Raw genomic sequence first — 21,643 nt, 5'->3', positions numbered from 1 at the left:
TCCTATTCACTTTTCAATATTGCAGCCGGGTTTTTTCTTGCGGCCTTTAGCGTCTGGAAACCAATCAACAAACCAGCGGGTAGCAGTACAATTAATACGCAGACCAGCAATTCGCTTAGACCAATCGGCTGATGATAAGCAAAGTTGGTGAGAATAAACTGGTCGAAAACGAGATACGTAGCGGGAAGCGCAATAAAGGCCGCTAACAAAAGTAGACTCAGAAACCCTTTGCTTAATAAATAAATCAATCCTTCTTCGCTGGCACCCAGCACCTTCCGAATACTAATTTCTTTTAGCCGGGTCTCCGTTGTGAAGACAACCATACCTAATAGTCCCAGGAAGGCGATGCAGATGGCCAGGAAAGCAACAAAGCCAATAATTTTCACCATAATTGAAAATTGACGGTAGGCTTCTTCAATCTGATCGTCATAGAATTTAGCTTCCAATGGGTGCACTTTATCGATTTTCTTCCACACATCATCAATTCGCGCCATAGTAGCCGGAATATCCGTGGAAATAATCCTGGCGTTCAAATAACCCCCATCGGTCGAATAACGAAACATAACGGGTTCGATCTTGTTTTCTACGGTTCCGTAATGAAAGTCTTTCAAGACACCCACAATCGTGAGCTTTTTCTTATCGACCGTAACAACTTGGCCTATCGCTTTTTCGGGGTTACGATTGGCAATATTGAATCGTTTCAAAACCTGCTCATTTACAATCGCTTCAGATTCTTCGCCTTGCTTTGGTCGTAGCCGAAAATTAGTTCCTGCCAGCAGTTTATGCTTATGAATCGGCAAATAATGTTCATCTACCATATTCGTCCAGACCATGGCAGAATCATTCGGGTTGCGATATTTCATGGTTGTCCCCCCCATACTTCCCAGACTTGTTACCATTTGTGATCTGGCTATCTCCCGAATCGCAGGAATTTCTGACAATTCCTTTACCAGTACATCGCCCTTGTTTCCCTGTAACTTGATATTTAGAATATTCTCGGTATTGTAACCCAAATCGAAGGTCACAAAACTCCGGTACTGTGAATAGCCGATTAGTGTGGTTGCAATAAAAATTAGAGAGAACATGTACTGAACAACAATCAGTACCTTACGCATCGTCACGCGACGAAACACTTTGATCGACGTTACATCTTTAATCACCTGAAGCGCATTGATTCGGGAGAAAAACACGGCTGGTAAGAAGCCTGCAAGCAACCCAACAACCACGGCCATTATGATGAAATAAAGGATAATTTGCGGAGAAAGCGTTAGGGCAACCAACTCGTCGAGATGCGGGTCGAGGGAAAGGAATTGAGTCCGCAGTAATAAAAACAAGGCAAAAGAAACGGAGAGTGCCAGCAACGCAATAATCACTGATTCGACCATAAACTGACCCAGCACATGACTTTTTAAAGCGCCAATAATTTTGCGAATACCCACTTCCCGCGACCGCCGGAGTGAACGCGCAATCGACAGATTGGTGTAGTTGAAACAGGCCGAAAGAATAATAACAAACGCCAAACCTGCCAATATCCAGAGTACAATCGGTGGCATACTAGGCCCGATCGGGTTAGACATTTTTCGCCCCAAGGCGGCTTCCTTGAGTGGCTGAAGCCCGACCGAAATTGTTCGATTCACCAGATGGGTATTTTCCTCTTTGTTGAGTTTATTCAGATTAGCCTTCAAGGCCTCCGTATTTCCGTTTTCTGGCAGAACACAGTACACATAATTCTGCCAGATATTGTCCCAACCATAAAAATTAGGGTCCTGCTTAGCCAGCCGAATATCGGCGGTAGTGAAGGATACTAAAGCCTCAAACTGAATATGCGAAAGCTTGGGAATATCAGCTAATAGACCCGTTACCGTATAATTCAGTGTATCAAAGCGGACGATTTTACCTACAGGATTGACATCGCCGAACAGTTTTTTCGCCGTTTTTTCAGTCAGCACCAGCGAATACGGTTCTTTTAATGCCGTAGCCGGATTCCCTTCCAGTAATGGAAAAGTAAATACCTTAAAAAATGATGCATCTGCATACAGCCCCCCAAGAGGAATTATCGTTTCACCGACCGTAGCATCTCCACCAAATCCATTCCGCAAAATCGCGACCTCTTCAACGCCGGTCATCGTTTCCCGGATTTTTTTACCAACTTTCACCGAGGTCGATGCCAGTTGCATCGGCGGCTGCTCGGGTGTCTGGAAATTGCTGAATACCCGATATATTCGATCCTTTTTGACATGAAAATCATCATAAGAATTCAAATCAATGACAATAGCTATGACCAGTAAACCAACCGACATACTGACGGCCAAGCCAACGATGTTGATGAAGGAGAACAATTTATTGCGCACCAGACTGCGCCGGGAGGTTTTGAGGTAGCTGCCAATCATGATCCAGTGAATGAAAAGGTTAATAAAATCAGGTTTACGAACGGTATAGGGCCGAAAGAATTTCAGGACGTCAAGCCAATAAATCAGCCTAGCCCGATGAGCACCTTTGGCGATCAAATTCCGCTCAAAATATTCGTTCAGATCGCCCTGCAAATCCTCCAGTATTTCAGGTCGACAATACCAGCTAAGCAGTCGCTGCGCCCAACGGGGCGGAACAGATTGAGTTGGCGGACTGGTCTTTTGTTTCATATTGATCCTTCCAGATTGAATCCGGGAATGATGTTCCAGAGCGATTGACGTACCTCTTTTGCTTTCATCAGTCCTACTTTTCCGGCATGCGTTACTTCGTAGTACCGTTTGCGTTTACCGCCCCGCGTACTGGTCGCATCGCCCATCCGACTTTTCACCAATCCCTTCTCTTCCAATCGATTCAGTACAGCATGAACAACGCCCAGTTTAGCTGCTCGGCCCGTATGTTTTTCCAGCTCATCACAAATCGCTACGCTATAGGCATCGTTCACCAAGGCAGCAATGGTCAGCAAAACCAGTTCTTCAAACTCGCCCAGATTGGTTCCTTTCATAAAATATAATAGTGATGAACGATAAGTGATGAGTAACATGATTATGTCAGCGAGTCCATCACTTTTCGATCATAACTCATCGCTTCTGGATATTAATTCATCAAATGTATGTATAATCAGTTTAATTAATTCAGTATTTGTATGTAAAATTTTTTATTCTATCCTATAACAGCAATTAGTAAACTTTTCACATGATATCAACGACTAATCAACTCCTCTGATGGGATGCTTATATCTTCGTCAGCATGAAACAGGAAAGGCCATGGAGACGCAACAACCAAAAACTACTAATCGAGAAGCCTACGCAGTTATGCTAGCGAGCGGTTATCCAGTCGAGGATCATATTGGAGCGGGCACCCGTTTCGCCTGTGCTGGGGCTTTTGCCTTCACCCCGTAACTCATTGACAATAAGTTGAATCAGCGGTTGCTGAACGTGCTCAGGAAATGGAACGGTGATTTCTTCCAATCCGGATTCGGTCTCTACTTTGATAATGAAATTCTCGAAATAGGAAAAGGTAATCTTGCCTTTGGAACCGATGATTTGGGTTTGTTCCAGACGTTGCTCTTTGTTCACGGTCCAGCACCAGCTTCCAGTTCCTAATACCCCCGATTCGAATTCGAAATTGGCCATCACAATGTCGTCGGCTTCGTATAATCCAGCCTGATTCCGGGAAATGCCCCTGGCGCTTTTTAAAGGTCCAACTACGTATTCCAGAAAATCGAACTGGTGGGAAGCTAAATCATGCAAAAGGCCTCCCCCCGAAATAGCCGGTGTAACCCGCCAATTCGGTTCGGGGCCTTTGCCAAGTTCTCGATCGGCGGGCTGCCAGTTTAACTGGACATTCACGTAGCGAACATCGCCAACTACCTTTTGGTCAACCAACTCTTTCACTTTTAAAAAGTAAGGAAGCGCTCGGCGATAAAAGGCTACGAATAATGGCCTGCCCGTTTCGCGACTTGCCTGATTCATGGCTTCACATTCAGCAGCATTCATCGCCATCGGCTTTTCAACATAAACCGGCTTCCCGGCACGCAGGGCGCGAATGGCATAATCGGCATGGCTGCCCGGTGGTGTTGCTACATAAACGGCGTTGACATTAGGATCATTAATTAGTGCATCGGCATCGTCGTACCAGGTTGGCACCTTGTGTCGCTTGGCGTAATCGGCGGCTTTCGCAGCATCCCGTCGCATCACTGCGACCAATTTTGAATGCGGTACTTTATTAAATGCCTGTCCGCTTTTTACCTCGGTTACATCTCCGCAACCAATAATACCCCAATTGATTTGGTCCATGTGTAGTGTCAACTTGATTCGTTCTGAACAACGCCTATAAAAGCAGATACGAGCCGAATCTATTCATTTTCTACGAATTGAAAGCCCATTTCCTAACTAGAAAAGGCAATCACTAACATGCATTTATGACGGGGGTTATGTTTACTCTTATCTACTTACACGTTATGACAACTACTCAACAACAGTATGCCCTCATTACGGGGGGCACCAGTGGAATTGGCTATGAACTGGCCAAATTATTCGCCAACGATAACTATAATCTTGTTCTTGTCGCCCGTAGTCAGGAGGAGCTCGATAAAACTGCTTCCGAGCTGAGCCAGCAATATGGCATCCAGGTAACAACAATCTCAAAAGACTTGAGCAAGCGACAGAACGCCTTTGAGGTATATCAGGAAATAAACGCGAAAGGAATACAAATTAACGCGCTTGTCAACGACGCAGGGCAGGGTCAATACGGACTTTTCGTCGATAACGATCTCGAACGAGAGTTGGAAATAATGGAACTTAATATGGCGGCTACTGTCGTATTGACCAAATTTTTCCTACAGGAGATGGTTGCCCGAAACGAGGGTAAAATCCTTAATCTAGCGTCTATAGCCAGTCAAACGCCAGGACCGTGGCAAGCGATTTATCACGCTACCAAAGCCTTTGTTCTTTCGTTCACCGAAGCAATTCGACAGGAAGTCAAGGATACGAACGTAACTATTACGGCTCTACAACCTGGGGCCACAAACACCGATTTCTTCCACAAAGCGCAGATGGAATCGTCTAAAATCGTTCAAAAAGGAGATCTGGCTGACCCTGCTGGTGTGGCTAAAGATGGTTATGAAGCGCTGATGTCTGGCGATGACAAAGTCATATCGGGCCTGAAAAATAAATTACAAATGGCTATGAGCAATGTGATGCCCGATAGCATGGTGGCCGCTTCGATGGACAAGCAACAGGAACCCGTCGATCAAAGCAAATCATAAATGGTTAAGCCCGTGGGTTCGACTTTGTGTCCCACGGGCTTAACCATTTGATTCTATTAATCAGACTAGCTTTTCTTCTGCTTGCTGGCCATCGCCTGCTTCTCCGACATGGCCGTGATGGCGGTTACTAGTCGATCCAGGTCTTTGGGGGAATGGTAAACGTGCGGAGTTACGCGCACTCCGTGAATGTTTTCCCAATCAATACCCGTCGTATGAATTTTGTATTTGTTTAGTAGCTGGCCGTCAACCTCGCTGGTTTTCATGCCATCGATAGAAAACAAGGCCACCGCTCCGGCAAATTCAGGCTTGAGCGACGTGTGGATTTTCACACCGGGGAGGTCTTTTACCCGCTCCATCCAGTAGTTTTTGAGGTAATGCGCCCGTGCAAATTTTCGCGCTGACCCAATGCTATTGTGAAAATCAACTGCAGTTCCAATCGCCATTTCCGATGCGAATGAGCGCGTACCTAAACTTTCAAACTTGCGAATGTCGGGGCCGTCCGGCTCATTATTCGATAATAAAGCCCACACATTTTTGATTTTCGGCTGTCGGATATACAACATACCACTACCAAACGGCGCACAGAGCCATTTATGCAGGCTGGTCGCGTAATAGTCAGCACCGAGATCAGGGATTTTAAAGTCGAATAAGGCAAAGGAGTGCGCTCCATCGGCAATCACTTCGATACCGCGTTTGTGCGCTTCATCCGCAATTTTTCGAACCGGCATCACCTGCCCGATCCAATTAATCATGTGGGTTACGTGAACCACTTTTGTTTTAGGCGTAAATGCCTTGATGTATTGCTCGGCCAGGGCATTCTCATCTTCGCTAGGCAGATCTAAATTCAAATAAACCAGCTTAATACCATCGCGTTTTTCGCGTTGCTTCCAGGCATTCAGCATGTTCGGATAATCCTGTTTGGTCAGCACAACCTCATCACCTGCTTTCAGATTTAGTCCGAAAATAACGGTGTTCAATCCTTCGGTAGCGTTGCGGTTTATGGCAATTTCTTCGGGTGAACAGCCCCCCAAATCAGCGAGTTTTTCGCGGAGCGATTCACGTCCCTGGTCCAGAATTCGCCACATATAATACGATGGAGCCTCATTGGAATACTGGTAAAACCGAATGTGTGCATCCTGAACAACTTTCGGCTGGGGACAAACCCCGCCATTATTCAGATTTAGCAGATTCGGCGATACGGTATATTCCGATTTTACCCACGACCAAAAATCCTCATCCTTCGCCCATTCAGCCGCCGATTTTAGTCCGGCATCGGCGCTGGCAAACGGTTGAGCAAAGGCTTCGGGAAGAAACGTTGGAAGCGTAAGAGCACCAGTAGCTGCCGCTGCGGATTGGCGAAAAAACGATCGGCGAGTAGACATAAGGCTGTATATATGTGAGAATGAAGGCTACACGGTAAAGCTACACGTTTCGAATTATATATCAATCCATTAACACTAGATTCTTCTACAAAAAAGGCCATTTGCTTCCTTGAAATGCGGTTTTTCTGCCATTATCCAATTTATTCTTGGCAGAAATTGAGTATTTTGAGCGCTATCTATTTAGAAATATATAACCTACACGCTGACTCAACGTTCGGCAGCCATCGTACATGAATCGACTTTTTTCTTTACTAGCTACTTTGCTGATTACTTCTGCTATCTATGCGCAACCCACGCCCAAAATTAAGATTCTATTGCTGGGTACATTTCATTTTGGGGAAACGGTTGATAGAGGCAAAACCGATTTTCCTGATCTGTTTTCTCCAACACGCCAACAGGAAATTCAACAGTTAACGAGCCAATTAGCCCGCCTAAAACCCGACAAAATTTTCATCGAAAACGAACCGGATCGGCAAGCTCATTGGGACAGTCTATATACGAAATATCGGCAAGGTAAACTTGATACTACCCGACTAAGCAATGAGATTTTCCAGATAGCAATGAGAACGGCTCGTAAGGCGGGCTTACCATACGTAGTCTGCGTCGATCATCAACAACCCCTCCCCTACGCCAAACTCGACGCATTTGAAAAACGAGCGAATAAAGACTCTGCCGCGCTCCGAAAAATAGCGTCTTACAAACTGCTTAGCCTAACTTATCCTTATCCGAAAAAGACTAAAAAGTTAACAGGAAATACGCTCCAGGATTTCCTGTTGTATGTCAACTCGGCTGAATACGATGCCAGTAACCGAGCGGATTACTTCGTCTACGCACCTGCATCGGGCTATGATAATGATTATACGGGCGTTGAATTTATTACGAGTTGGTACGACCGCAACGCCAAGATTTTTACGAACATTCTGCGCGCAGCTGAGCCAACGGATAAATTGCATATTGTGCTGTTCGGCTCGTCACACATGCTACCGCTTCGCCACTATTTTCAAATGCATCCTTTTTTCGAAGTAGTCGAATTAGCGGATGTATTGAAATAATTTGATTCTTTTCCAATTATCAAACGTTCAAAATCAGTTATGATCCGGATTGAACATCGTAAGCATATTGGTAAGTGCTGTTGGCGAATGCATTGAATCGGTTTGCTCCAGGGTCATTTTCGCTATTTCGGCAGCTCGGGCACGCATCTGATTTTCATAAGCAGCTATGGCTCCCTGCGTATCTGAGAACTCAATGCTAGTCAGGCAACGGCTTAATTCCAACGCATCCTGCATAGCCATATTTACGCCTTCTCCAGCATACGGTGGCATCAGGTGAGCCGCATCGCCCAGCATCGTTAGATTCGGTAATGATTCCCAGGTTTGGTCTAGTGGCATGCAATATTGCGGGCGGGGAGTAAATGGGACGTTGGCGTTTTCGAATAATTCGAGCCAACTCGAATCCCATGCTGAAAATTCCTGCTGAAACCAGGCAATAACCTGCGCTCTGTCGCTAAAATCGACTCCACTGTTGTGCACCCACTGTTCATCTGTTTTGCAACCTGTGTAAAACACCAGGCTACCATCGCCTTTGGAACTAACAATTAATGTTTTTTCATCGCCCATGGCGAATATTTTTCCGCCATCCAGTAACGCATGCATAGCAGGAGTTGCTGTGGCTGAATCATAAACTGTTCCTTCAACCATTGTAACGCCTGAATAAAATGGACGGATTGGCGTAATAAATGGGCGTATTTTCGAATTGGCTCCATCGGCTGCAATTACAATATCAGCTAACGCTGATGTATTATTTTTAAATGTCAGTTTCCAGGAGTTTCCAACTGGCTCCATCGATACAAATTGACTATCCCAAACTACCGTATCAGGTTGTAACGACTCGAGTAAAATTTTCCGTAATGGCCCTCGATCAATTTCCGGTCTGAATAATTCGCCTTCTTCATTTATTTCTTCGTCTAACAGGATCGTTCCAGCTTTGTCAACAATGCGCATTTTATCCGCTCCTGGTCGATAATTTGCTCTAAACGCATCCATTAAACCGGCTTCTTCGAGGGCTAATAATCCCGAATCTTCATGTAAATCCAGCGTGGCCCCTTGTACTCTAACATCCTTATTTACATCCCGTTCGTAGACGTTTACGGTAGCGCCTTTTTGCTGCAAAAGTCGGGCAAGTGTTAAACCGCCTGGACCTCCACCGACGATGGCTATCTTTTTATTGTTGATTGCGTTCATTGGTTTGTTTATTAACTAATGGTTGTATTTATGATATCAGATCATCATTCCTTTTACAACCGAATCAGCGCATTCCAGAATGATTGTTTCGGTAATAATTTGCCGGGGCCGATTGGCATGTTCGACGTATTCATTGACCAAATCCAGAAGCGGAGCAAACAATAAAGCCCGGTGTACTTCAAAAGGAAATTTTTGAATGAGACCGGCTGAACTATGATAGTCAAAGAAGCGATGAATCGGAGCAAAAAACTGTCCTTCTTCAATATTCCTTTCCCGAAATGCCTTATTTAATAAGGGCGATGATCGACCATATTGCATCAAGGCAAATGACTGTTTATTAGCAATGAAATACTGAAAACTATTTAGCCATATTTTTCGAACGCCCAACGCAAAATCCATCATTTCATCAAAGTTTTCCAGCACAGCCGTTTCGTAAGCGCTTAGCACTTCATCGATGAAAAGTTTGATCAGGAAATCCTCTTTATTCTCGTACTTTATATAAATCGTCCGGGGTGAAATATTAGCTGCTTTAGCCAGTTTCTGCATACTCAAATTTTCCAACCCCTCTTCAGCGATGATCTGTAGCGCTATGGTACGAATCGCTTCTTCTTTCTCCAGATTTTTCGGTCTCATAAGTTGATCGACTGATTTATATTATTAACGACAATAGTAAGTAAACGTTCATTTACTTAAAAATTTAATCGATTTTCTATACCCAATCAATTTGATGAATCAAATAGAGACTCTGACAATCAGAATACTATGGAAACAAAAAAGCCCGGCCACTTTGCAGCGACCGGGCTTTGCATTCTTATCTGTTAACTATAATTCTATTTCGGCGTCCAGATTTGTGAAAGCGATTTCACCATCATCGTTTAACTCCATTAGAACGACCGAATCTTTTTTGACTTCACCCGACAGGATGGATTTTGAAAGTTCGTTTAGTACTCGGCGTTGCAATACCCGTTTCAGCGGACGGGCGCCGAAAATTGGGTCGAAACCTTCTTCGCCAATTTTGGTCAATGCTTCGTCGGTGGCATCGAGTTGAATACCGTTTTCAGCCAGTCGCTTTTTGATTTCGCTGAACTGAATGTCCACAATCTTGCGGATGTTGGCCTGCGTCAGTGGCTCAAACATTACGATTTCGTCAATTCGGTTCAGGAATTCAGGGCGAATCGTCTGTTTTAACAATTCCATCACCGCGGTTTTGGCCTCTTCAAGCACCAACGTGTGGTTCCAGCCTTCGTCTTCGGCGAATTTCTCCTGAATCAGGTGGCTACCAATGTTCGACGTCATGATGATGATCGTATTCTTGAAGTTGGCGACACGACCTTTATTATCGGTCAAACGGCCTTCGTCAAGTACTTGCAGCAGGATGTTCCAAACATCAGGGTGTGCTTTTTCAATCTCGTCAAGCAATACCACCGAATACGGTTTCCGACGGACAGCTTCGGTCAGTTGACCACCTTCGTCATAACCAATGTATCCCGGAGGAGCACCGATTAGTCGGCTTACTGCATGACGTTCCTGATATTCTGACATGTCGATCCGGACCATCGCATTCTCGTCGTTAAAGAGGTATTCAGCCAGCGTCCGGGCGACTTCAGTTTTACCTACGCCGGTTGTACCGAGGAAGATAAATGAACCAATTGGCCGTTTGGGGTCCTGCATACCAGCCCGACTCCGACGAACGGCATCCGAAACAACTTCAATCGCTTCCTGTTGACCAGCTACGCGTTTACCCAGTTCTTTTTCCAGATTGAGCAGTTTGTCACGGTCGCTTTGGAGCATTTTCGATACCGGAATACCCGTCCATTTAGCCACAACTTCGGCAATATTTTCGGCAGTTACTTCTTCCGGCATCATCCGATCCGACGAATCTTTATCGGAACCCTCCTGTGATAAGGTATTCAGCTTCGCTTCGATTTCCGGAATGCGACCATAACGAATCTCGGCCACTTTACCGTAATCACCCGATCGCTCAGCCTGTTCAGCTTCGAACCGTAACTGATCGAGTTGTTCTTTCAGCGTACGCCCTTCATTGACCGACGCTTTTTCACCTTCCCACTTCGCTTTCAGCTCATTACGTTGCTCACTAAGATCAGCAATCTGCCGGTTGAGGTACGTCTCTTTTTCCTTATCATTCTCCCGACGAATGGCCTCCCGTTCAATTTCCAACTGCATAATCCGCCGGTTCAATTCATCGAGTTCTTCGGGAACGGAGTCCATTTCCAGCCGAAGTTTAGCAGCGGCTTCGTCCATCAAATCGATGGCTTTATCGGGCAGAAAACGGTCGGTAATATAGCGCGTCGACAGTTCAACAGCAGCAATAACAGCATCATCTTTAATGCGAACGCCGTGGTGCAATTCGTATTTTTCCTTGATACCGCGTAAGATCGAAATAGCATCAGCGGTGTCAGGTTCATCGACCATTACGGCCTGGAAACGACGTTCGAGTGCCTTATCTTTCTCGATGTATTTCTGATATTCTTTCAGCGTCGTTGCGCCAATCGTATGCAATTCACCACGCGACAAGGCCGGTTTCAACAAATTGGCAGCGTCCATAGCGCCTTCGCCACCAGCACCCGCGCCGATCAGTGTATGAATCTCATCAATGAACAGAACGATCTCCCCATTGGAGTCGGTCACTTCTTTAATAACGGCTTTCAGACGTTCTTCGAACTCGCCTTTATACTTAGCGCCTGCAATCAGCAGACCCATATCGAGCGAGACGATGGTTTTACTTTTCAAATTTTCAGGAACATCGCCCGACACGATACGCTGGGCTAATCCTTCGACAATAGCGGTTTTCCCGACGCCCGGTTCGCCAAGCAGAATCGGGTTATTTTTGGTACGGCGACTCAGAATTTGCAGAACCCGCCGGATCTCTTCGTCGCGGCCAATTACCGGATCGATTTTACCTTTACGAGCCCGTTCATTCAGGTTAATGCTATACCGCTCTAATGATTGATATTTTGCTTCTGCGTTTTGGTCTTTCACCGAGTTTCCTTTTCTAAGTTCGTTGATGGCTGCTTTCGTCTGTTTCTCGTTGAAACCAGCATCTTTCAATAACGTCGCAATTTGGTCTTTGCCCGCCATGAGTCCAAGTAGCATCAGCTCGACGCTCACAAATTCGTCGCCGAATTCTTTGGTCAAGGCACTGGCTTTGGCTAAGGCTGTGGCTGTATCATTACTCAGGTAAACACCGCCATTACCGCCCGAAACCTTTGGATAGGTCGTCAGAATGGCCTGTACGGCACCACTGGTATTTTGCAGGTTAATTCCCGATTTTTTGGCAATAAAGCCAACTACGTTTTCGTCTTCCGACAGAATCGCCTGGAGCAGGTGACCTGTTTCAATGGCTTGCTGGCCGTTTCCAAGCGCGATCTCCGACGCTTTTTGTACGACCTCTTGTGCTTTGATGGTGTAATTCTTGAAATCCATGACCAAGCAGGTATTGGGTTATTTACTGTTTACTCATACTGTAACAAATCACGGGCCGACCTAGTTTTTCAGACATTTTGACCGAAAATGCATTCTTTACAGCAGAAACTGCGACACATTGTCTTAGATTTTTCTTGACGATTTTACATGTTTATCTATGTACCTTGGCCTGATTACAGTTTGAATGGCACAAAGATCGATGAGCTTAAAAGGGTATTTTACTACCAGGAACGTCTTATTGATGCTAAATCAACTGGCCCGTTCCAGACAAATCCATGTTATGGGACGTTAATTACTCATTTTACCTACCGTTATGCAGGCAGCATCCACCGCAGGCAACTTAAAAACAGCCGCGTTTACCGAAAAGAAATACCTTGTTACGCTGGTCTTTGTCACATCCCTATTCATGCTCTGGGGCATCGCTATCACCATGGGCGATGTGCTCAACCGGCATTTTCAGAATGTACTGCACGTGTCAAAAGCTCAATCGGGCCTGGTGCAGTTTTCCATATTCGGTGCGTATGCCGTGATGGGAATTCCGGCGGGTCTGTTCATGAAACGATTCGGGTATAAAAACGGCGTTTTACTCGGATTAGGCCTTTATGCACTGGGCGCTTTCCTATTTATTCCCGCAGCCAATGCCGAATCGTTTGGCTTTTTCCGGGGCGCTTTGTTCGTGCTTGCGTGTGGATTGGCGACACTGGAAACGGTCGCTCACCCCTTCGTAGCGGGTCTGGGCGATCAGCGTACCAGCGATCAACGTATCAATTTCGCTCAGTCGTTCAACGGGTTGGGTGCAGTTATTGGGCCACTTGTTGGGGGTTATTTTATTCTTCGTGGGGGGCAGGAGCATTCTAACGATCTGGAGTCAGTCAAAATGCTTTACGTTGTGATTGGATCGGTAATTCTTGCTATCGCCGTGGCCTTCTCTTTCGTAAAAGTTCCTGCTGTTCAGGATGCTCATGCTATCGAAGCTGAAGCGGATTCATACGCCGTACCAACTGACCCAGCCACTCTGAAGGCACCGAAAGGACTGTTTGGCCATACGCATTTCATTTGGGCTGCTATTGCTCAGTTTTTCAATGTAGCCGCACAGGGTGGTACGTGGGCCTTTTTCATCAACTACGGTGTCGAAAAAATGGGCTTTACGGCTGAAAATGCCGCTTATTGGTTTTCCTTCAGCATGGTAATGATGATGATTGGGCGATTTGTGGGCACCTTCCTGATGCGCTATATCGCTCCCAATAAAATGCTGGCGTTCTTTGCTTTAGGTAGCATAACCATGTGTCTGCTGATTGCTCAAAGCTGGGGATTAGTCTCGTTCATTGCTCTGATTATGCTGAACTTCTTCTTCAGCATCATGTTCCCGACAATCTTTAGCCTGGGTCTGAAAGGTTTAGGAAAACATACCCAGCAAGCATCTTCGTATATCGTAATGGGGGTTGTTGGTGGTGCTTTGTTCCCCCCGCTGATGGGCCAAATTGCGGATAAAGATATAGCTGCCGCTTATTATTTACCCGTCATCTGCTACGCGGTTATTTTCTTATTTGGTGCGAGATTCTATAAAGTGAAGTAGCTTTTTTTCCTGCCGAGGAACGAAGTATCCTGAAGCTTCCTGCGTAACTCATTCGTGTAATTTCGTTCCTCAGCAGGAAAAATTCCTATCCCGAAAATACTCCGTAAACAACGAGTATGATAAGTCTATTTCAGACTATTTCTTTACGGACTGAAATCAGTCATTTCTTATTTACTTAGCAAAACGCTTAACTGCCCTGTCATTTGCGGGCAATCGATGTGTATATGCAAACTGAATTGACCCCGCTGGCCGATAGCCGCACCGAACAGGAACTGGTTTTTGAAAGCCGATATGCTTCCTCGCCCAACGAAGTAAAAGGGATGACGACCGAGCAACTCCGGCAGAATTTCCTCATTGAAAGTCTGTTCGTTGCCGATCAGTTTCGCTGGACACTTTCCTTTTTCGATCGCTATCTGACAGGAGGTATTATGCCTATAAATGGTCCCCTGAAACTTGTAGCTCCAGAACAGCTCAAAGCCGCTTATTTTCTGGAACGTCGTGAATTAGGGATTATTAACGTGGGGGGAGCTGGTCGAGTTGTAGCTGATAACGTCTCATACGATCTGGGATACAAAGAAGCACTTTACATCGGTCAGGGAACGCAGGATGTTCAATTTCTGTCGCACGACGATAGCCAACCGGCAAAATTCTATTTGAATTCAACGCCCGCTCACCGCAACTACCCCACCCGAAAAGTGTCGCGAGCCGATGCGGAGGTAGTCACCTTAGGTAGCCCGGAAACGGCGAACCATCGAACTATCAATAAGCTACTGGTTAACAGCGTATTACCAACCTGCCAGTTGCAAATGGGCATGACAGAGCTAAAAACAGGTAGTGTCTGGAATACGATGCCCGCACACACGCATGATCGACGAATGGAAGTGTATTTCTATTTTGAAGTACCTGAAGGACAAAGCGTTTGCCATTTTATGGGACAACCGCAGGAAACGCGCCATATCTGGATGCAGAATGAGCAGGCCGTTATCTCGCCCAACTGGTCGATCCATTCGGGCGCAGGTACATCGAATTATACGTTCATCTGGGGCATGGCGGGCGAAAACCTCGATTATGGCGATATGGATTTCAGTCCGATCACCGAACTTCGTTAGTCCATTTCAGGTTTCAGGTTTAACGTTTCAAGTTTTTTCTACTGCAACTGGAGAACTTGAAACCTGACATAATAAACCTGAAACCTTACCCAAATGCAAACGTATTGGGGTGTCGATCTAGGCGGCACCAAGATTGAAGGCGTAATTTTAACGGCCCCCTCCCCAGATGCGGTCCTCATCCGTAAACGAATTGACACCGAAGCGCATCTTGGCTACGAACATATTATTCGCCAGATTGTCAAGCTAGTCGATTTGCTTAAAGCTGAATCTGGTATTCAACCCGATAAAATCGGTTTTTGCACACCCGGCACGCTCGATCCGACGACCAATACCATGAAAAACTCGAACATGACCTGCATCAACGGAATGCCCTTCCGCGATGATCTGATTCGAGCCCTTGGCGTACCCGTCACAACGACGAACGATGCGAACTGCTTTGCCCTTTCTGAAGCAACGATGGGTAGTGTACAGGATGTAATTCCCGATTTCCGAATTGTTTTCGGCGTGATTATGGGAACCGGCGTAGGAGGTGGTGTTGTCTTTCGCGGTCTCGACGGTCAGGCTGTTGTTCAGGCGGGTCGACAGGGGATCGGGGGCGAATGGGGCCATAACATCCTGGAAGAGAACGGATATCCTTGCTACTGTGGTAAACGAGGTTGCAATGAGCAGGTGATTTCCGGGCCTGCTTTACAGCGATTTTATCAGGAGCAAAGTGGACAAAGTCGAAATCTGAAAGAAATTCTGGAGCGATATCAGCAACGAATCGATCCTCATGCAGAAGCTACTGTAGAACGATTACTAGAGTACTTCGCACGGGCAGTTTCAACGATTGTTAACATGATCGATCCAGATGCGATTGTGTTGGGTGGTGGCGTTGGCAACGTTGATCTACTTTACACGGAAGGCGTTGAACGAGCTAAGAAATATGCGTTTAATAATGGAAAGCTTGATACACTATTTCTGAAACCTAAACTAGGTGATAGTGCGGGTGTATTTGGCGCTGCGTTGATGTAGCCATCCCCTGCCTGTAAATCAGCAAACGATACGGGTCTCTTACGACTAGACACCCGTATCGTTTTTTCATTATATTTGTTTCCGATCAGGCAATTGGCTGGCCGGGAAAGTATGGTCAGCGGTTTTTCACCTTCACGACGCTGTACCTTGACATTTCAGGAATTTAATCTGCACGACGACCTGCTGGCCGGTGTAGATGCCATGAACTATTTAAAAGCCACCCCTATTCAGGAGCTGGCTATCCCAAAAATTCTCGAAGGGCGTGATCTCGTCGCCAGTGCACAAACGGGCACCGGTAAGACAGCCGCCTACCTCATCCCCCTCCTGGATCGGATTTCGCACGCGAACCACGATCATACCAGTACCCTCATTTTAGTTCCCACACGCGAACTTGCCAAACAAATCGACGAGCAAGTCGAAGGGTTCGGCTATTTTGTAGAAGCGAACAGTATTGCGATTTACGGCGGAGGCAAAGGAGACGATTGGGATAAACAACGCAAAGCCCTCGAAACCGGCGCTGACATCATCATTGCCACTCCAGGACGACTGATTGCGCACATGCAGCTCGGCTACGTCAATTTCGATAAAATAGATTATCTGGTGCTTGATGAAGCCGACAAAATGCTCGATATGGGCTTTTCAGAGGATATTCTGAATATAGTAGCCAAGTTGCCCGCAAAACGGCAAACGCTGCTCTTTTCGGCTACCATGCCCAATAAAATTCGGGAGTTTTCGAAACGTATTCTGACTGATCCTGAAGAAATTCGACTAGCGGTATCGAAACCGGCTGCTGGAATTGACCAACAATTTTATCTGGCCTACGACGCCCAGAAACTACCGCTACTGGCGCATCTGATTCAAAATAGTACAAAGCCAGTGCAGAGCATGGTTTTGTTTACGTCGAAAAAAGCGGAAGTAAATAGCATTGTGCGTGCCTTAAGCAAACTGGGTTACGAAGCTCGTGGGATTAGTTCTGATCTCGAACAGGATGATCGCGAAGTCGTTCTGCGCGATTTTAAAAACAAAGCATTTCCAATTCTCGTGGCAACCGATGTGCTCTCGCGTGGCATCGACATCGACAATTTGACCCACGTTGTTAATTACGATATTCCGCGCGATGCGGAGGATTATGTTCACCGAATTGGTCGAACGGCACGAGCGGCAACTACGGGTACCGCTATTACATTTATCAGCGATCAGGATCAGAACCGAATCGTCAATATCGAAAAACTTATTGAGCGAGATGTCGAAAAGTTATCGATTACCGAGGAGCTGGGCATGGGAAAATCACCCATTTTTGATCCCCGACGATTCAGTGGTTTACGGAATAAAGGGTTTCGTGGAGCAGGCCGAGGGCGCGATAAACGAGAAGGAAAACGCCGACCTGAACCAACCGAATCGGAAGTAAATCGTCATGGGAACCGTCGAAATCGACCCGAAGGCTCTGCGCCTAAGCCGCCTGCTGAGGGATCGCTGAATGGCCAGGCAGCAGCTGGCTTAGTAAACGCAGATGGTCAGTCCAGCGAAAAGGCGAAAAAGCGGAAGAAGCGCCGACGTGGTCCCCGTGGAGATAATAATAGCGGACAACAAAATACTAATTCTGCCTCACAAGCGTCTGGTGGTGAGTAATAGCAAAATGGCTCATGGCTTCCCTAATTTCGCGCCGAACATCCTTACAGACGCTGTCTTTGGCAGCCAGTAGTTTACTAATGCATCCCGGCGAATTGCTGGCAGATTTCCAGGCTGCCCCTAAAAAGCTAGGGATTGCACTGGTTGGGCTTGGAAATTACGCAACCACTCAGCTGGCACCTGCGCTGCTCGAAACCCAAACTTGTTACCTGGCCGGTATTGTAACTGGTTCACCCGAAAAAGCCAAAACCTGGGCCGGAAAATACAATATTCCCACCAAAAATATCTACAATTACCAGACATTCGACCAGATTCGGAACAACCCGGATATCGATGTCATCTATGTGGTGTTACCCAATTTCCTGCACGCAGAGTATACCATTCGGGCAGCACAGGCCGGAAAACATGTTATCTGCGAAAAGCCGATGGCCATGAATGCGACGGAAGCTCGTCAGATGATTACGGCTTGTGAAAAAGCAGGCGTTCAGTTGTCAGTGGGCTATCGTCTTTATTTCGAACCCCACCATCTGGAAATGCGTCGATTGGTGGCGGCTAAAGAGTTTGGGCAAGTGAAAGTGATCGAATCGGCGTTAGGCTTCACTGTACCCGGTCCAAACTCCTGGCGATTAGACAAGAAAATTGGTGGTGGCGGTGCCATTATGGACTTAGGAGTATACGCCATTCAGGGTGCCCGACGAACACTCAACCTAGACCCGATCAGCGTAACCGCACAAGCATTTACGTTTGATAAAGAGCACTTTAAAGATGTTCACGAAATGGTATCCTGGCAGTTTGAATTTCCGGGCGGTACCATTGCCGATTGTCGAACCACCTACTCGTCCTACATCGACCGACTGTACGTTACCTGCGAACGCTGGGGTTGGTATAAGCTTGAACCCGCCTATAATGCTACTGGTGCACAAGGTATTACAAGTAAAGGACCAATGGATGTTCCATCTCCACACTATCAGCAGATTGCTCAGATAGACGCTTTCGCCCAGTCGATCTGGAACAAAACCAAACCTGAAGCGTCGGGCGAAGAGGGTTGGAAAGACATGAAACTCATCGGCGCTATTCTACAAGCTGCCGAAACGGGCCGAAAAATTGAGATTGATTTACGAAGTTGATCGCGTTAGCTAACTGCCCTGATTTTAAACGGGTTCTTAAAAGATAAATTTCAACAAAACCATGTCTATTAATCGTATCCCGTTTTCAATGATTGGTTCCGCGTAATTTTCAACAAAGAAATCCTTTTTCACCGAGTAGGTAACAAATCCATGCTGCTCATAAAATTTGATCTGCTGGTAAGCACAATCCGGTGTTCCTACAAGTAGGCTTTGAACATTCTCTTGTTTTGCAATTTCCTTGATTTGACGCATTAAATAGCTTCCAATTCCTTTGCCTTGCAACCCCTCCGAAACGGCAATATTTTTAAGTTCGATTTCTGCGTTACTGATTCTATATAAAACAAATACGGCAATTGGCTCTGCTGATTTTTTAGAAATCAGAACATATACATCGGAATCATAAATGTATTTTTCAATAGCGTCAATTGTTTCATCAGCCAGTAACAATAGATTGAATGGAAGGTTGTTTGCTGGCTGAAGCTTTTTGATCGTATACTCTGAATTGTTCATTCCCCTATTCAATTCAAAATTCACTAAAACACTTCCCCTAAATTAAAGAAAAGCCCGTGTGAACCATCCATGCCGAAGCCGTAGTCGATGGAAAGATTCGTGCGGGAAATCTTATTCATTTTAATCCGAAGGCCCCCTCCTACCGCGGGAATTACTTTTTCAAATTGTTTCGAGGATTGCTCGGTTACGGTTTGCGCATTGGCGAAAATAACACCCCCTAATAGCCGATCAGCAGTAATATGGAATCGGTATTCGGCTTCTGCATATAAGAGATTTTTACCCCGGAAACGTCCCTGAATAAACCCTCGCCCAACATTTCCATTGCTATCCCAACCCGTACTGGGTAAATCCAGAAACGGTGGATTACCAGTTAATGTGAACGCATTGTAAGACCACAACGCCAGAATATTACCCGACTGCACCGAAACCGGAATATATTTCCGCACTTCCAGCAACAACGACTGGTAAGTATCATCGCTGCCAAGCCATTCCATATTGGAGCGTAAAACAGCGTTTGCATATAGCCCTCCGGCTGGATTAATGGAATTTTGCCGATTGTCGTAAAGTACATGCAACGTTGGCCCTGAAGAAACAGAACGTCCCTGAACGCCATAGGGATAGCCCGAAATCCGCGTGAATTCCCGGAAATCATTATAACTCTCTATGTTCCAATGAAGATCCAGATGATAACCAAGACCAGCATAAAAATTGGGAGCCAGTTGCCGCAAAAGACTCTGGTAAAACCGGAAATAAGCATAATCCATGTCAACCACCCGCCGATCGGTAGACGTATACATGCCCAGGCCATATGTCGCCTGTGGGTAATGCATCAACCGCCAGTCGTTGTTCCAGACGTACCGATTATTCCGACTCCAGATCGATGAATTAGCGATTAAAATAACCTGATTATTCTGCGTGTAGGAAAGCTGCGTACTGATTGACGACATGTTAGCCCCCGCTAACCGAAAGGGTGTATTGACCAAAATGGCAGCTAAAGCTCTAGTTTGCAGCGTATAACCAACCTGCGGAATGACCATAACAAATCGTTTGCCTTCGTGCAGGCTCACCGAATCGTGCGGTTTGATTCGCAAACGTGGATACCATCGGCCAACCAGATCAGCCACATCCTGAAACGGAGGAGTTAATCTTGCCACAGGCACTTCGGTTTTCACCGATAACGTATCCGATAAAGGCATCTGCGCTCGGCCAGTTGTTACCGACACACACAGTAACAGGAAGCCCACAAACGAACGGATAAGTGATTTCATAAGTGAAACTGCGTGCATCTTGTGGAGTTAGGGGCTGGAAACTTCCCGGTTAGGCAAACGCGAAACCTTGCCCGAACGTTGCAGTCAAAACGCTTTCCATGAAACGAATATCGGTGCAGACTGAGAATTCAACGCAAAATTTAATGGAAAGTTAATCTACTGATAACCAAAGCTTACGAGCACATAAATCCCTAATTCATCCCTTGTAATTTATTGTAATAGGTAAACACTGCTGACAGCCCTGCTCTGGATTTGAGATCTGGTTTCTGACTTTTCAGGAACGCTTCTATCTGGTCTTTTTTATTGGCCATAAGTTCCAGAATCGACTTTTTACTGGACGAAAACTTTATGGCTTTTTTGTCCTGAGCAACGTACCAGTCTGATTTCTGCATAATCTCGTCGTCTTTGGTCCCCGTATTCATCGCTACATTGAAGTTGGCTTTTCGGATGTACGTAGACGTATAGTGCAGTAAGTCCAGTTCTCCCGTAATAAGCTGATCGAAAAAACCGGTCAATCCTTCAGCTTCCCCCTTGTACTCCCGCACATTAACGAAGCGACTCACCGATCCCATCGAATTATTCATATCGACATACCGAACCGCTGTGGATTTGACAGCTTTGACCTGTTTATTTCCCGACCGAATTTCTACCTCATTCGCAAACAGATCCAGTCGAACCGGCACACCAGCCAGCGAATCGGCAGTTAGCGAAACGCCAACTCGGTTATAGAACTTCACATTGCCAGCTTGCCAGGTCGTGTCGAGGTAAGGCGTGCCGATCAGTTTGCCGGGTTCACCTTTGATCGTGAATAACGTAGCATTGTTGACGGAATTAAGTTCGGTAAAATTAATCCGCTCACGAGTCGATTGATTCATGTATTCCGATTGAGCCTGAGCGAACGCCGATGTCGATGCAACGACGAGGCTAACAAAGTAGAAAAACGTACGCATAGGAAAATAAAGAGAATGGTTATCAAGTAATAAAGAAAGCTCTTTTTGAGCGACTCTAAATCCGAATTGTTATGAGCGGTTGACGAAATGTTCTTTGGATTTAATGCCAAAAGGCTCTTTTATTTCTGTATTTTTGGCAGTTAACCCAATCATCAACT

General features: G+C 45.9%; 17 protein-coding genes. 7 read left to right on the top strand and 10 right to left on the bottom strand.

All coding sequences use genetic code 11. The features are described from left to right. Positions 1–2 precede the first annotated feature (2 nt). The 3 genes from ACYVE4_RS01705 to ACYVE4_RS01695 all read right to left on the bottom strand — a co-directional run bounded on the left by ACYVE4_RS01705 (position 3) and on the right by ACYVE4_RS01695 (position 4,265). Positions 3–2,639 (bottom strand): ABC transporter permease, encoded by a 2,637-nt coding sequence (locus tag ACYVE4_RS01705; RefSeq protein WP_460995096.1) that lies wholly within the window; start codon positions 2,637–2,639, stop codon positions 3–5. After that, positions 2,636–2,971: a PadR family transcriptional regulator gene (locus ACYVE4_RS01700; RefSeq protein ID WP_460995094.1), complete on the bottom strand. Its 336-nt coding sequence runs from the start codon at positions 2,969–2,971 to the stop codon at positions 2,636–2,638. The genes ACYVE4_RS01705 and ACYVE4_RS01700 overlap by 4 nt, the downstream gene beginning before the upstream one ends. A gap of 313 nt (positions 2,972–3,284) precedes the next feature. Further along, positions 3,285–4,265: a Gfo/Idh/MocA family protein gene (locus ACYVE4_RS01695; RefSeq protein ID WP_460995093.1), complete on the bottom strand. Its 981-nt coding sequence runs from the start codon at positions 4,263–4,265 to the stop codon at positions 3,285–3,287. A gap of 164 nt (positions 4,266–4,429) precedes the next feature. Here ACYVE4_RS01695 and ACYVE4_RS01690 point away from each other — a divergent pair, with 164 nt between their 5' ends. Continuing rightward, positions 4,430–5,236, top strand: coding sequence for an SDR family NAD(P)-dependent oxidoreductase (locus ACYVE4_RS01690; protein ID WP_460995091.1), 807 nt, complete (start codon positions 4,430–4,432; stop codon positions 5,234–5,236). A 65-nt stretch (positions 5,237–5,301) separates the two neighbouring features. Here the strand turns inward: ACYVE4_RS01690 and ACYVE4_RS01685 are convergent, their stop codons facing one another. Beyond that, positions 5,302–6,618, bottom strand: a complete 1,317-nt coding sequence (locus ACYVE4_RS01685) for an aminotransferase class V-fold PLP-dependent enzyme (protein ID WP_460995089.1) — start codon at positions 6,616–6,618, stop codon at positions 5,302–5,304. Positions 6,619–6,848: 230 nt separating this feature from the next. Here ACYVE4_RS01685 and ACYVE4_RS01680 point away from each other — a divergent pair, with 230 nt between their 5' ends. Continuing rightward, positions 6,849–7,670, top strand: coding sequence for a DUF5694 domain-containing protein (locus tag ACYVE4_RS01680; protein ID WP_460995087.1), 822 nt, complete (start codon positions 6,849–6,851; stop codon positions 7,668–7,670). A gap of 33 nt (positions 7,671–7,703) precedes the next feature. Here ACYVE4_RS01680 and ACYVE4_RS01675 read toward each other — a convergent pair whose 3' ends face one another. The 3 genes from ACYVE4_RS01675 to clpB form a co-directional block, all read right to left on the bottom strand. Further along, entirely contained in the window at positions 7,704–8,858 is a 1,155-nt protein-coding gene (locus tag ACYVE4_RS01675; protein WP_460995085.1) for an FAD-dependent oxidoreductase, read from the bottom strand. A 36-nt stretch (positions 8,859–8,894) separates the two neighbouring features. After that, on the bottom strand, positions 8,895–9,491 hold the full coding sequence (locus ACYVE4_RS01670; RefSeq protein ID WP_460995083.1) for a TetR/AcrR family transcriptional regulator: 597 nt from the start codon (positions 9,489–9,491) through the stop codon (positions 8,895–8,897). A 189-nt stretch (positions 9,492–9,680) separates the two neighbouring features. Further along, the gene (gene clpB, locus ACYVE4_RS01665; RefSeq protein WP_460995081.1) at positions 9,681–12,302 is read right to left on the bottom strand and encodes an ATP-dependent chaperone ClpB; all 2,622 of its coding nucleotides are present in this window, start codon (positions 12,300–12,302) and stop codon (positions 9,681–9,683) included. Positions 12,303–12,615: 313 nt separating this feature from the next. Here clpB and fucP point away from each other — a divergent pair, with 313 nt between their 5' ends. The 5 genes from fucP to ACYVE4_RS01640 all read left to right on the top strand — a co-directional run bounded on the left by fucP (position 12,616) and on the right by ACYVE4_RS01640 (position 18,757). Continuing rightward, the gene (gene fucP, locus ACYVE4_RS01660) at positions 12,616–13,878 is read left to right on the top strand and encodes an L-fucose:H+ symporter permease (protein ID WP_460995079.1); all 1,263 of its coding nucleotides are present in this window, start codon (positions 12,616–12,618) and stop codon (positions 13,876–13,878) included. A gap of 224 nt (positions 13,879–14,102) precedes the next feature. Continuing rightward, complete coding sequence (kduI, locus tag ACYVE4_RS01655) at positions 14,103–14,987, top strand: 5-dehydro-4-deoxy-D-glucuronate isomerase (RefSeq protein ID WP_460995077.1); 885 nt, start codon at positions 14,103–14,105, stop codon at positions 14,985–14,987. A gap of 93 nt (positions 14,988–15,080) precedes the next feature. Further along, on the top strand, positions 15,081–16,001 hold the full coding sequence (locus tag ACYVE4_RS01650; protein WP_460995075.1) for an ROK family protein: 921 nt from the start codon (positions 15,081–15,083) through the stop codon (positions 15,999–16,001). A gap of 201 nt (positions 16,002–16,202) precedes the next feature. Beyond that, positions 16,203–17,630 carry a DEAD/DEAH box helicase gene (locus tag ACYVE4_RS01645; protein ID WP_460995141.1) on the top strand — a complete coding sequence of 476 codons (1,428 nt, stop codon included), beginning with the start codon at positions 16,203–16,205 and terminating at the stop codon, positions 17,628–17,630. A 14-nt stretch (positions 17,631–17,644) separates the two neighbouring features. Continuing rightward, positions 17,645–18,757 carry a Gfo/Idh/MocA family protein gene (locus ACYVE4_RS01640; protein WP_460995073.1) on the top strand — a complete coding sequence of 371 codons (1,113 nt, stop codon included), beginning with the start codon at positions 17,645–17,647 and terminating at the stop codon, positions 18,755–18,757. 36 nt (positions 18,758–18,793) lie between these two features. Here the strand turns inward: ACYVE4_RS01640 and ACYVE4_RS01635 are convergent, their stop codons facing one another. The 3 genes from ACYVE4_RS01635 to ACYVE4_RS01625 all read right to left on the bottom strand — a co-directional run bounded on the left by ACYVE4_RS01635 (position 18,794) and on the right by ACYVE4_RS01625 (position 21,485). After that, the gene (locus ACYVE4_RS01635) at positions 18,794–19,267 is read right to left on the bottom strand and encodes a GNAT family N-acetyltransferase (protein ID WP_460995071.1); all 474 of its coding nucleotides are present in this window, start codon (positions 19,265–19,267) and stop codon (positions 18,794–18,796) included. A gap of 23 nt (positions 19,268–19,290) precedes the next feature. Beyond that, positions 19,291–20,535, bottom strand: coding sequence for a BamA/TamA family outer membrane protein (locus ACYVE4_RS01630; protein WP_460995069.1), 1,245 nt, complete (start codon positions 20,533–20,535; stop codon positions 19,291–19,293). Between the two features lie 191 nt (positions 20,536–20,726). Next, entirely contained in the window at positions 20,727–21,485 is a 759-nt protein-coding gene (locus ACYVE4_RS01625; RefSeq protein ID WP_460995067.1) for a hypothetical protein, read from the bottom strand. Between the last annotated feature and the right edge of the window lie 158 nt (positions 21,486–21,643).

The organism is Spirosoma harenae (assembly GCF_054776975.1).
Note: the sequence above shows the minus strand (reverse complement) of the source record. Positions and strands in the feature narration are given on the sequence as shown.

What these genes read in the sequence shown, in the direction of transcription:
- ACYVE4_RS01645 (WP_460995141.1), top strand. Translation starts at nt 16,203, where the DNA reads ATGAACTATTTAAAAGCCACCCCTATTCAGGAGCTGGCTATCCCAAAA.
- ACYVE4_RS01630 (WP_460995069.1), bottom strand. Translation starts at nt 20,535, where the DNA reads ATGAAATCACTTATCCGTTCGTTTGTGGGCTTCCTGTTACTGTGTGTG.
- ACYVE4_RS01685 (WP_460995089.1), bottom strand. Translation starts at nt 6,618, where the DNA reads ATGTCTACTCGCCGATCGTTTTTTCGCCAATCCGCAGCGGCAGCTACT.
- kduI (WP_460995077.1), top strand. Translation starts at nt 14,103, where the DNA reads ATGCAAACTGAATTGACCCCGCTGGCCGATAGCCGCACCGAACAGGAA.
- ACYVE4_RS01695 (WP_460995093.1), bottom strand. Translation starts at nt 4,265, where the DNA reads ATGGACCAAATCAATTGGGGTATTATTGGTTGCGGAGATGTAACCGAG.
- ACYVE4_RS01625 (WP_460995067.1), bottom strand. Translation starts at nt 21,485, where the DNA reads ATGCGTACGTTTTTCTACTTTGTTAGCCTCGTCGTTGCATCGACATCG.
- ACYVE4_RS01640 (WP_460995073.1), top strand. Translation starts at nt 17,645, where the DNA reads ATGGCTTCCCTAATTTCGCGCCGAACATCCTTACAGACGCTGTCTTTG.
- ACYVE4_RS01690 (WP_460995091.1), top strand. Translation starts at nt 4,430, where the DNA reads ATGACAACTACTCAACAACAGTATGCCCTCATTACGGGGGGCACCAGT.
- ACYVE4_RS01675 (WP_460995085.1), bottom strand. Translation starts at nt 8,858, where the DNA reads ATGAACGCAATCAACAATAAAAAGATAGCCATCGTCGGTGGAGGTCCA.
- ACYVE4_RS01635 (WP_460995071.1), bottom strand. Translation starts at nt 19,267, where the DNA reads ATGAACAATTCAGAGTATACGATCAAAAAGCTTCAGCCAGCAAACAAC.
- ACYVE4_RS01705 (WP_460995096.1), bottom strand. Translation starts at nt 2,639, where the DNA reads ATGAAACAAAAGACCAGTCCGCCAACTCAATCTGTTCCGCCCCGTTGG.
- clpB (WP_460995081.1), bottom strand. Translation starts at nt 12,302, where the DNA reads ATGGATTTCAAGAATTACACCATCAAAGCACAAGAGGTCGTACAAAAA.
- ACYVE4_RS01650 (WP_460995075.1), top strand. Translation starts at nt 15,081, where the DNA reads ATGCAAACGTATTGGGGTGTCGATCTAGGCGGCACCAAGATTGAAGGC.
- ACYVE4_RS01670 (WP_460995083.1), bottom strand. Translation starts at nt 9,491, where the DNA reads ATGAGACCGAAAAATCTGGAGAAAGAAGAAGCGATTCGTACCATAGCG.
- ACYVE4_RS01700 (WP_460995094.1), bottom strand. Translation starts at nt 2,971, where the DNA reads ATGAAAGGAACCAATCTGGGCGAGTTTGAAGAACTGGTTTTGCTGACC.
- fucP (WP_460995079.1), top strand. Translation starts at nt 12,616, where the DNA reads ATGCAGGCAGCATCCACCGCAGGCAACTTAAAAACAGCCGCGTTTACC.
- ACYVE4_RS01680 (WP_460995087.1), top strand. Translation starts at nt 6,849, where the DNA reads ATGAATCGACTTTTTTCTTTACTAGCTACTTTGCTGATTACTTCTGCT.